Origin of the sequence: Nocardia carnea (assembly GCF_029869215.1) — a bacterium.
Taxonomy (GTDB): domain Bacteria; phylum Actinomycetota; class Actinomycetes; order Mycobacteriales; family Mycobacteriaceae; genus Nocardia; species Nocardia carnea_B.
Genome location: NZ_JARWPM010000362.1, coordinates 1 through 10,374, shown reverse-complemented (window position 1 = coordinate 10,374; position 10,374 = coordinate 1). Strand labels below are relative to the sequence as shown.

General features: G+C 68.5%; 9 protein-coding genes. 4 read left to right on the top strand and 5 right to left on the bottom strand.

Going from position 1 to position 10,374, the window contains the following annotated elements:
- Positions 1-299: phosphoribosylanthranilate isomerase (locus QH276_RS25410; RefSeq protein ID WP_432278807.1), on the top strand; the 299-nt coding region annotated here is incomplete at its 5' end.
- On the opposite strand, the gene QH276_RS25405 is transcribed toward QH276_RS25410, so the two are convergent.
- Together QH276_RS25405 and QH276_RS25400 are read right to left on the bottom strand one after the other, a co-directional pair.
- On the bottom strand, positions 208-1,092 hold the full coding sequence (locus QH276_RS25405; RefSeq protein ID WP_280399941.1) for an EamA family transporter: 885 nt from the start codon (positions 1,090-1,092) through the stop codon (positions 208-210). The genes QH276_RS25410 and QH276_RS25405 overlap by 92 nt on opposite strands.
- Positions 1,089-2,402 (bottom strand): hypothetical protein, encoded by a 1,314-nt coding sequence (locus QH276_RS25400; RefSeq protein ID WP_280399942.1) that lies wholly within the window; start codon positions 2,400-2,402, stop codon positions 1,089-1,091. Before QH276_RS25400 ends, QH276_RS25405 begins: the two co-directional genes overlap by 4 nt.
- A 168-nt stretch (positions 2,403-2,570) precedes the next feature.
- Between QH276_RS25400 and QH276_RS25395 the strand changes: the two genes are divergently transcribed.
- On the top strand, positions 2,571-3,335 hold the full coding sequence (locus QH276_RS25395; protein WP_280399943.1) for a sporulation protein: 765 nt from the start codon (positions 2,571-2,573) through the stop codon (positions 3,333-3,335).
- Positions 3,336-3,620: 285 nt separating this feature from the next.
- Positions 3,621-4,898 carry an FAD-binding oxidoreductase gene (locus QH276_RS25390; RefSeq protein ID WP_280399944.1) on the top strand — a complete coding sequence of 426 codons (1,278 nt, stop codon included), beginning with the start codon at positions 3,621-3,623 and terminating at the stop codon, positions 4,896-4,898.
- 151 nt (positions 4,899-5,049) lie between these two features.
- Here QH276_RS25390 and QH276_RS25385 read toward each other — a convergent pair whose 3' ends face one another.
- The gene (locus QH276_RS25385) at positions 5,050-5,466 is read right to left on the bottom strand and encodes a cytochrome c oxidase subunit 4 (RefSeq protein WP_280399945.1); all 417 of its coding nucleotides are present in this window, start codon (positions 5,464-5,466) and stop codon (positions 5,050-5,052) included.
- A 13-nt stretch (positions 5,467-5,479) separates the two neighbouring features.
- Entirely contained in the window at positions 5,480-6,466 is a 987-nt protein-coding gene (gene ctaC / locus QH276_RS25380; RefSeq protein WP_280399949.1) for an aa3-type cytochrome oxidase subunit II, read from the bottom strand.
- A 444-nt stretch (positions 6,467-6,910) separates the two neighbouring features.
- Here ctaC and asnB point away from each other — a divergent pair, with 444 nt between their 5' ends.
- Positions 6,911-8,854, top strand: a complete 1,944-nt coding sequence (asnB, locus tag QH276_RS25375; RefSeq protein ID WP_280399946.1) for an asparagine synthase (glutamine-hydrolyzing) — start codon at positions 6,911-6,913, stop codon at positions 8,852-8,854.
- A gap of 225 nt (positions 8,855-9,079) precedes the next feature.
- On the opposite strand, the gene QH276_RS25370 is transcribed toward asnB, so the two are convergent.
- Positions 9,080-10,051: a carbohydrate kinase family protein gene (locus QH276_RS25370; protein ID WP_280406925.1), complete on the bottom strand. Its 972-nt coding sequence runs from the start codon at positions 10,049-10,051 to the stop codon at positions 9,080-9,082.
- Positions 10,052-10,374: the final 323 nt, after the last annotated feature.

Here is a 10,374-nt window from a genome sequence, read left to right as displayed (position 1 = left end):
GTACCGGCCGGACCCACGACTGGGCGGTGAGCGCGCGGATCGTCGGCGAACTCGCCCGCCTGGGCCGGCCGGTGATCCTGGCCGGCGGGCTCACCGCCGACAATGTGGACGAGGCGATCGCCGCCGTGCACCCGTTCGGGGTGGATGTGAACAGCGGTGTGGAAACCGAGACCGGCGACAAGGATTTCGCGGCGTGCGCGGCGTTCGTCAAGACGGCGCACGAGCACGAACGGGGCTACCCAGTTCCAGTCCCACCGCCCCGAGTACGAGGACTCCAGCCATCAGGGTCGCCACGGTGATCTCCGAGCCCACCACCACCGCCCCGGCCACGGTGGCGACCACGGCCTCGTTGAGCCCGATCAGCCCCGCGGTGACCTCGTCGAGCTCCCGCAGCGCCAGCCAGTAACAGGCGAAGCCCGGCCCGAGCAGCAACGCCCCGAGTCCGGCGAGAACCACCGTCTGGCGGGCCGTGGGTCCTTCCCCCGCGAGCACCGCGATACCGAACAGCGGTGTGGCCAGTACGGCCGCGGTGAGCAACTGCAACCCCGCCGCGGACCCGCTGGGCAGGCCCGGCGATTCCCGGACCACCAGGGTGATCAGTCCGGCGACACAGGCCGCACTCATCAGCGCGAGCGCACAACCGAGCAGCGCCGGGCCGAGGGCGGTATGGGCCGGCCGGTAACCGGCGACCAGCCAGATCGCCGCGCCGATGGCGACCAGTTCCGCGGCCAGCGTCAGCGTGAGCGCCCGGCGGCCGCGGACGATCCGGACGACGATCAGCAGGACGGGCGAGGTGAGATGCAGGGCCACCACCACCGGTAACGGGCCGAGGTACAGCGCGGCGACATACGACACCAGATTCAGTACCTCGAGCACGCCGAGCCGGAGGAACAGCCGCGGCGCGTTGCGGAAATCCCGCCACGGGGCGCCGCCGCGTATCACCGCGAAACCCAGCAACGTCAGTGCACCGCCCGCGGCGACCGGGGCCGCGGCGATCCCCGTGGCGCCGACCCCGGCGATGCCCGCGCTCGACACACCCCACAGGCCGGTCGCCACGACGAGCAGCGCCGGACCGCGCCAGGCGGGCCTCACGAGAGCAGGTAGGTCACGATCGGCAGCACGACCGCGGTGTAGGCCGCGAACACCGCGGCCGCCGTCCGCCCCTTCGCTACCGAGGGCAACCGGGTCGCGATACCGGTATAGGTGCCGAGCGCGATGACGAAAGTCCCCCACACGACCAGGGCACGGCTGGCGACGACCCCGAGATCGCCGGCGAAGAACACGGCCAGCAGCACGATAGTGAGGCCCGCGGGGGCAGCGGCGGCCAGCGTGAGCCCGCCGGCGTAACTGTTCATCAGGACGGCCCGCCCGCGATGCCCCACGACCTGCTGCGCGTCCTGTGGATGCGCTCCCCGTTCCCGGCAGATCAGGTCGTAGATCACCGCCGGATTGACGCGTTCGTTCACCACCCGGCGCACCGCGAGCATGGCCTCCAGACCCTGCACCGTGGCGAAGGAGGTGATGAATCCGCCGGCGGAGGTGCGGAATCCGCCGCGTACCGCCGATCGTTCCTGGGTTTCCTGTAGTTCGAGCAGCTCCACCAGCCCGCGGCGTACCCCCGGATCGAAGACGGCGCGGTCGTCGGCGGTGACGACGGCACCGACCGCGAGATGCAGGCCCAGATGCCGCCAGGTGGATGCCATCAAACCCTCCCGGAACGATTCCTCCTCGGCCCCGGCCTTCCCCTCCCGCAACGCCTGCAGCATGCGCTGCACCGTGAGCTCGCGGACCTTGTCGACCCGTTTACCGCCCACGGCGGCGATCTCCGGCCGGGCGAGCAGTCGCGCGACATGGGCGCACGCATAGATCGGCTGGGCGCGGGGATCGTCGCGGAGCATCATCGAGACCACCAGGGAGGTGCCCTGCAGCAGCGCCTCGGCCGCTGTCTCGTCGGTTCCGGCGAGATCGGCCAGGGCGTGCAGGGCGGCCGTGGTAGCGGTGAGCGAGATCGGGCCGACCGCCTCGGACAGCCGCCAGCCGCGGGTATCCGCGTCCCGGGACGCGTACAACTCCCGCAGGCAGTGCACCACCACCGGATCGGCGGGCGGTACGCCCAGGCAGTGCAGTGCGCGCAACCGCCAGGACAGATCGATCGGTGACCGGAACACCCACTCCCCGCTGTCGGTGTCCACGACATCACGGCGCACCAGGGTGCTCACCTCCGCCGCACGCGGGACCGGCCGGCCCGCCGCGGCCAGGGCGACCACGACCTCCGCGGTGTTCTGCGGATTCGGCAGCACATCGGACAGCCACCCCCATCCGGCACCCCCGTTGCGCACGCCGGCCTGACTGCGGTGCAGCCATTCCACAGCCCAGTCGATCCGCTGGTCGATGTTCGACATCGCACACCTCCATCCGCGCCACCGATGCCGGGTTCCCCAGGCGCCCAGGGCCACTGACCACGCTACCGGGGCGGTCCGACACGTTCGGCGGGATTCGCGGCTACGCTGTGGACCCACAACCCCACGGCGACGGCCGGATTCGCCGTGGGCCGGAGGGAGAAGAATCGGATGTTCAAAACTCTGCTGGGCGCGCTGGGCTCGAATACGGCCGAGGTGGAGACCGAACTGTTCACGCCCGGGGTACAGCCCGGACAGCCGGTTCAGGGGGTGATCCGGATGCGCTGCCAGGACCGTCCGCTCCGGATCAACGGGGTCTCCGTGGAACTGATCACCCGGGCCGAACGCGAATACGACAACGGCGAACAGCTGGTCGATCTCGCATTCGCGCGGCAACCGGTATTCGGTCCGTTCGAACTGATCCCCGGTCATCCGCTGGAGGGCCGGTTCGAACTGGTGACGCCGTGGGAAACGCCGATCACCTTCTACAACGGGCGGCAGCTGCCCGGAACGGCGGTGGCGGTACGCACCCGGGTCGATGTGGACGGTGGCTTCGACGCCGTCGATACCGATCCGCTCGGCGTGGGTGCCCTCCCGCCCCAGCATGTTCTGCTCGCGGCCGTCGAGGCGTGGGGTTTCGGACTCCGGCATGCCGATGTGGAAGCCGGCCGGATAGACCGGATCCCGCACCGGCTGCCGTTCTTCCAGGAGATCGAATTCGGCCCCGCACCGCGCTTTCCGGGCCTGAACCAGCTCGAGGTGACCTTCGTGGCCGACCCACACGGTATGTACGTGGTGCTGGAAGCCGATAAACGCGCTCTGATGTTCGCCCCGGGCCGTGATATCCAGGACGCCATCCGGGTCGAGTACGCGACCTTCGAACAGGTGAACTGGGTCGACGTGATCGGACAGCGGCTACATCTGCTGGCCCGCTGACGTTTTCGCCACGCCGTCGCACCGGAGTTGCCGGGCCCGACGGCGGGCGTTCACCTACCGTTGAACCGGGCACGGGAAGCTCGTCGCCGGGACGGTCGCACAGGCGGGCCGCCCGGCGAAATCCCCCTGGACACCACCTCGCGGTCGCACCCCGCCCGCCGGCGCCGCAGCGCCCCGGTCGTGCGGGCAAAACCTACAGGTCAGGAGTCCATTCGGCAGGCAGGCGGGAGCAGAACTGTGATTCGATATCGCCGCGGCCGCGCGGCTGTGGTTAGCTTTCGTGCCATGAGCACGCCGCACATCGTTTCCCCCGCCGAGTACCTGCCTCGCGACACCGCGGATGTCGTTCGCACCGTGCGGAATTCCCGGGATCTGTCCAGGCCGCTCACCGTCCACGGCGGCGATCCCGCCACCGACGGCCTCGCCCTGCCCGATCAGCAGACCGTGGTCTCGCTGCGCCGGATGAACGCCATCGTCGACCTCAACCTCGGCCGCCGCACCGTGCGGGTGCAGGCCGGGGCCCGGTTGTCCGATATCGACCGCCGGCTGGGCGCGCACGGCCTGGGTCTGCCCGTCGTGGGCGATCATCGCGATATCACCGCCGGCGGTTTCGCCTCGGTCGGCGGAGTGAGTACCGCCTCGCATCGGTACGGCTTGTTCATCGACCGCATCGCCGATCTCGAATACGTCGATACCGACGGCCGGATCGGCACCTGCGGGCGCACCCACCACACCGAACGGTTCCGCCGCATCCTGGGCGCGGGCGGTCGCGCGGGCATCATCACCGCGCTCACCCTCGACGCGATCGAGGTCGACAAGGACAACACCTGGCTGTCCACCGATTCGCACCGGTTCCTGGATTTCGACAGTTTCGTCGACTACGCCTACAACGAGGTCGCCGACCCGCGCGATGCGGTACTGCAGGTCGGGCGCTGGGTGGACACCGCCCCGCTGAAGGTCTCCCGTCCGGTCGGCGCCGGGCAGGTGCAACTGGGCACGGTGCGCTTCGGCCAGTGGTCGAGCCTCTACCCCACCGCACCGACCCGTTCGCTGCGCGCCCGCCGGGAGGTCGGTAGCCGGGCCCGCAAATCGCTCGGCGCGATCGCCTCCGCCAGTAGCGGCAAGGCCGGGATGCCGGTCCGCAACGCGGCCGCAGGCGCGGTGATGTTCACGCCCAAGGTGCTCACCTTGCGCGACGCCGAATACCTCGCCGATACGGTGATCAGCTCCTCGGAACGGGGCCCCGCCTACCGGGTCGGCGTCTTCGCCCCGCTGTCGAACTACACGTCGGTGTTCTACCGCCTGCACGACCTGTTCAACGGCCACCGCGAACGCACCGGTTGCTTCACCGTCATCTCCGCCATGACCTACGGCGTACGCTCACCGTATCTGCGCGCCGAATCCGCCGCCCACAGCCTGCCGGAAACCGACCACGGCCTGATCACCTTCACCTGCCGGCTGCGCCCGCACGCCCTGCCGTCGGAACAGCTGCGCGATATCGTCACCGGAATCGACGAGATCTGCCGCTCGGAGAACAGCATCCGCTACGAATCGGTGGATTGAGATCGTTCGGGGCGCCCCCGCGGTGCCGGGTCGGGCTCCGGCTTGCTGCGGGGGGGCCGGTCGTTGCCGGATAACCCAGCCGACAGAAAACCCCGCTGTCCACTCGGACAGCGGGGTTTGTTTGCTCCGGCGCCGTACGCCGGCGGTTATCTCAGTGCTTTTCAGGGCCCAGGTAGTACTCGAAGACCAGGCCGCCGGCGGCGGTGAGGACCAGGATGACGCCGAGGCCGAGCAGCCAGGGCTCGAAGAAGGCGAAGCCCAGGGCGGTGACCGAGGCGGCACCGGCCAGCAGGATCGGCCAGGGGCTGCCGGGCGAGAAGAAGCCGAGGTCACCCGCGCCGTCCACGATCTCGGCGTCCTCGTAGTCCTCCGGGCGCAGGTCGAGGCGGCGGGCCACGAAACGGAAGTAGGTGCCGATGATCAGCGACAGGCCCGCGGTGAGCACAATCGCCGTCGTGCCGGCCCATTCGATACCGGTCCGCGATTGGGCGGTGAAGAAGCCGTAGATGACGCCCACGATGATGAAGAACACCGTGAGAAGTTCGAACAGACGTGCTTCGATCCTCATCTGAGATCAGTCCTCACTTGCTCTCGGTGGTATCGGTTTTGACCGTGCGATCGGTGTTGAACGGCTGGGTGGAGGTCGCCACCGGCGATTCGCCGATCGATTCCAGCGCCGCGGCATTGGTCATACCCGATTCCCGCGCCTGGATGTAGCGCTGGAACTTCTCCGGCGTCACCGCGCGGACCTCGAAGTTCATCATCGAGTGGAAAGTGCCGCACATCTCCGCGCAGCGGCCCACGAACGCGCCCTCGCGTTCGATCTCGCTGATCTGGAAGACGTTGTCGGAGTTGTTCTCCTTCGGGTTCGGCATCACGTCCCGTTTGAACAGGAACTCCGGAACCCAGAAGGCGTGGATCACGTCGGCGGCGGCGAGCTGGAACTCGATCACCTTGCCGGTGGGCAGCACCAGGATGGGCACCTCGGTGCTGGAACCGACCGTTTCGATCTTGTTGTAGTGCAGGAACGAGAGGATGTCGTTCTCCGGGCGGCCGTGCACCGGGCCGGGCTGCTCGTGGCCGTGCTCGTTCTTGCGCTCGGCGTATTCCTGCAGCTGCTCCTGGTTGGCGTCCTCACGCACGGTGTCGACACCGTTGTAGGTGAAGCCGTTCTTCAGGTCGACCTCGCGGTAGCCGAATTTCCAGTTCCACTGGAAGGCGGTCACGTCGACGACCACATCGGGGTTGTCGACCTTCTCGTGCACATAGTTCTGCACGACCACGGTGAAGTAGAACAGCACCGCGATGATCACAAAGGGGATCGCCGTGTAGGTCAGCTCGAGCGGCACGTTGTAGCCGGTCTGCCGCGGGAACTCCGGCGAGTTCTTCTTCTTGCGGTGGAAGATGACGGTCCAGAAGGTGAGGCCCCAGACCAGCACACCCATGAGGAGGGCGGCCACGACCGACCACGTCCACAGTTCCCGCATCCGGTGCGCCTGCGGGGTGACGCCCGAGGGCCAGCCGAACCGCAACCACACATTGTCGATCGAGCAGCCGGAGACGAGCATCGCGGTGATCCCGAGGGATACCGCCAGTCCCGCCCGCCGCAGGACACTACCCCGCCGCCGGGCAGGCCGTGCCCCGATCTCGTCGCTCGCCTTGTGCGCCACGCTCACGCCTTCCTGGTCGCCACACATTCCGACATCGCATCCACGGCGGCGGGGACCCGCCTCCGGTGATACAGACAAACAGCTCATCGGGCTTCCCGGGCGGCTCCGCGCACCGCGCGGCACCACCCGGAACAGTCCGAGTACTACGCAGCGTAGACCAAACACGCGCCCGGTACGCCGTCGGGTCGGCTTCGACACTCCGCGCGCCGGCGTAGCCGCAGAACGGAGGTGTATCGCACGGGAGAACCTGGCGTGCGGCATACTCGGACACTAGATTTCGCCCGCCGCGCCCGCCTGCCCCGGCGCGGATCCCCGACCAGAGGAAACGAGGTCAGCGACGCAGTGTGTGGACTGCTCGGATTTCTGACGTCCGAAACCGCGGCACCCGAAACAGTGGACCGGGTGTACGACGCCCTGCACTGTGTGCGGCACCGGGGCCCGGATGAGCGCGGTACCTGGCACGACGACCGGCTGATCTTCGGCTTCAACCGGCTCTCCATCATCGATATCGAACATTCGCATCAGCCGCTGCGCTGGGGGCCCGCCGACGACCCCGAGCGCTACGCCCTCACCTTCAACGGCGAGATCTACAACTATCTGGAGTTGCGCGCCGAACTCGCCCGCGAGCATGCGGCCGAGTTCGGTGACCGGCCGATGTTCGCCACCGAGGGCGACGGCGAGGCCATCGTCGCGGCGTTCCACTACTGGGGTCCGGAAGCGGTCCGGCGCCTGCGCGGCATGTTCGCCTTCGCGATCTGGGATACCTGTACGCGGGAATTGTTCCTCGCCCGCGATCCGTTCGGTATCAAACCGCTGTTCCTGGCCACCGGGCCCGGCGGCACCGCGTTCGGCAGCGAGAAGAAGAGCCTGCTGGAACTGCTCGGCGATCTCGGGCTCGACGAATCCCTGGACCACCGCGCGCTCGAGCACTACACCGTGCTGCAGTACGTCCCCGAACCGGAGACCCTGCACGCCGGGATCCGCCGCCTCGAATCGGGCAGTTACGCGGTCGTGCGACCGGGTGAGCCACCGGTGACGACGCGCTACTTCGTGCCGAAATTCGGCGTGCGGCCCTTCGCCGCCGGTGGCGAGACCGCCCGGTACGCCGAGATCGCCGCGGCGCTCGAGGATTCGGTCGCCAAACATATGCGCGCGGATGTCACCGTGGGCTCGTTCCTGTCCGGCGGGATCGACTCCACCGCCATCGCGGCGCTGGCGATGCGGCACAACCCGAAGCTCGTCACCTTCACCACCGGTTTCGAGCGCGAGGGCTACTCCGAGGTGGATGTGGCGGCGGAGAGCGCCGCGGCGATCGGGGCCCGGCATATCGTGAAGGTCGTCTCCCCCGCCGAATTCGCGGCCGCGATCCCGGAGATCGTCTGGTACCTCGACGACCCGGTGGCCGATCCGGCGCTGGTGCCGCTGTACTTCGTGGCCAAGGAGGCCCGGAAGCACGTCAAGGTCGTGCTGTCCGGCGAAGGCGCCGACGAACTGTTCGGCGGCTACACCATCTACCGGGAACCGCTCTCACTGGCCCCGTTCGACAAGCTGCCGGGCGGGCTGCGCCGGCTGGCCGGCAAGGTCTCGGATCTGATCCCGGAGGGCACCCGCGGTAAGAGCCTGCTGCATCGCGGCTCGCTCACCTTGGAACAGCGCTACTACGGCAACGCCCGCAGTTTCAGCGACGCCCAGCTGCGGTCGGTGCTGCGGGAGTTCCGCCCCGAATGGACCCATCAGGACGTCACCGCACCGATCTACGCGCAGTCCGCCGGCTGGGACCCGGTGACCCGGATGCAGCATCTGGACCTGTTCACCTGGTTGCGTGGCGACATCCTGGTCAAGGCCGACAAGATGACCATGGCCAATTCGCTGGAACTGCGGGTGCCGTTCCTGGACACCGAGGTGTTCCGGGTGGCCGAACAGATCCCGCTGGAACAGAAGATCTCCCCCGACACCACCAAATACGCCCTGCGCCAAGCGCTCGAGGGCATCGTTCCCGGTCATGTACTGCACCGCGCGAAACTCGGTTTCCCGGTCCCGCTGCGGCACTGGCTGCGCGGCACCGAACTCTACGACTGGGCCCGGCAGCAGATCACCGAATCGCAGACCGATCATCTGCTGGACAAGGCCGCTGTCACAGCGATGCTCGACGCGCACCGCGCCGGCGACGGCGATCACAGCCGCCGGCTGTGGACGCTGCTGGTGTTCATGATCTGGCACGGGATCTTCGTCGAGGACCGCATCAAGCCGGAGATCGCCGAACCCACCTATCCGGTGCAGGTCTAGGGGCGCACAGCCCGGATCCCCGATACGACGAAGGCCCCGCTCGCAGAACGAGCGGGGCCTTCGAGTTGTGGACGGATAGATCCGGCCGCCGGGGCAGTCCACCGAATCGCCGCCGCACCGGTCCTGGCGGTGGCCCCGGCTGCGGCCATGAACCCGCCTCCGGTTGCTCCGGCGGCGGATCGTGAGCCACAGCGCCGAAACCCGGGCGCGGGCCGGCGGGCGCGATCAGCGCAGCAAGGGCTCGATTTCCGCGGCGGCCTCGGCGCCATAGGCCTCGCCCAGGCGTTTCAGGGCGGCGTCGGCGTCCAGGTTCCATTCCTGGGTGCCGACCGTTTCCAGCACCAGCACCGCGATGAACGACCCCAGCTGCGCCGAACGCTGCAGGCTCAGGCCGGCGGTGTGCGCGGTCAGGAAACCGGCGCGGAAGGCGTCACCGACGCCGGTGGGATCGACCTTGGCGTTCTCGGGGACCGCCTCGACCCGTACCTCGGTGCCGTCGGTATCGACCACCAGCACCCCGTCCTTGCCGAGCGTCGTCACCCGGATCCCGACCCGGGCGGCGATCTCTTCCTCGGCGAGACCCGTCTTCTGCTTCAGCAGGCCCCATTCGTACTCGTTGGTGAACAGGTAGGCGGAACCCTCGATCAGCTGCACCGCCTGATCACCGTCGAGCCGGGCGAGTTGCTGGGAGGGGTCGGCGGCGAACGGAACACCCAGTTCGCGGCATTCGGCGGTGTGCCGCAGCATGGCCTCGGGGTCGTTGGCGCCGATGAGCACCAGATCCAGGGTGCGCTGCTCGGCGAGGGCGGTGAGCGAGATATCGCTGGCCTCGCTCATCGCACCCGGATAGAACGAGGCGATCTGGGCCATATCTTCATCGGTGGTGCACACGAACCGCGCGGTATGCGCCGATTCGGAGACCCGGACCGCCGAACAGTCGACGCCGTTGCTCTCCAGCCAGCGCCGGTATTCGTCGAAGTCACGGCCCACCGCGCCGATCAGCAGCGGCGAGCGGCCGAGCAGACCCATGGCGTAGGCGATATTGCCGCCCACCCCGCCGCGGCGGATCACCAGATCGTCGACGAGGAAACTCAGCGAGACATGCTCGAGCTGATCGGGCAGCAGTGCGTCGGCGAACCGGCCGGGGAAACGCATGAGATGGTCGGTCGCGACGGACGCGGATACAGCAATGGACACGTAAGTGGGCCCCTTCGGAATCAGCGCGAACAAAAAGTGAACGGGGCCTTGCCCCCGCTGACTCACCGTATCAACTGGAAGGGCCTACGACTACGCGTCGTAGCGGGTTGTCATGACGGCTCGCCGTCACGTAACCCAGTATTTTCGTCGGGCGGGGCGGCGGGGGCCCCCGGCCCCCGGCCGGGGGGTTTTAGAATAGCCGGCGGGGGGGGGGGCCACAACCCCCACCCCCACCACAACCCCCCATCCCCCCTATTGGCCCACGCACCCAACCTGCAAAAGCCGCCCCCGCCGCTCCCGGCGGCGAGACACCCGCCCTCCCC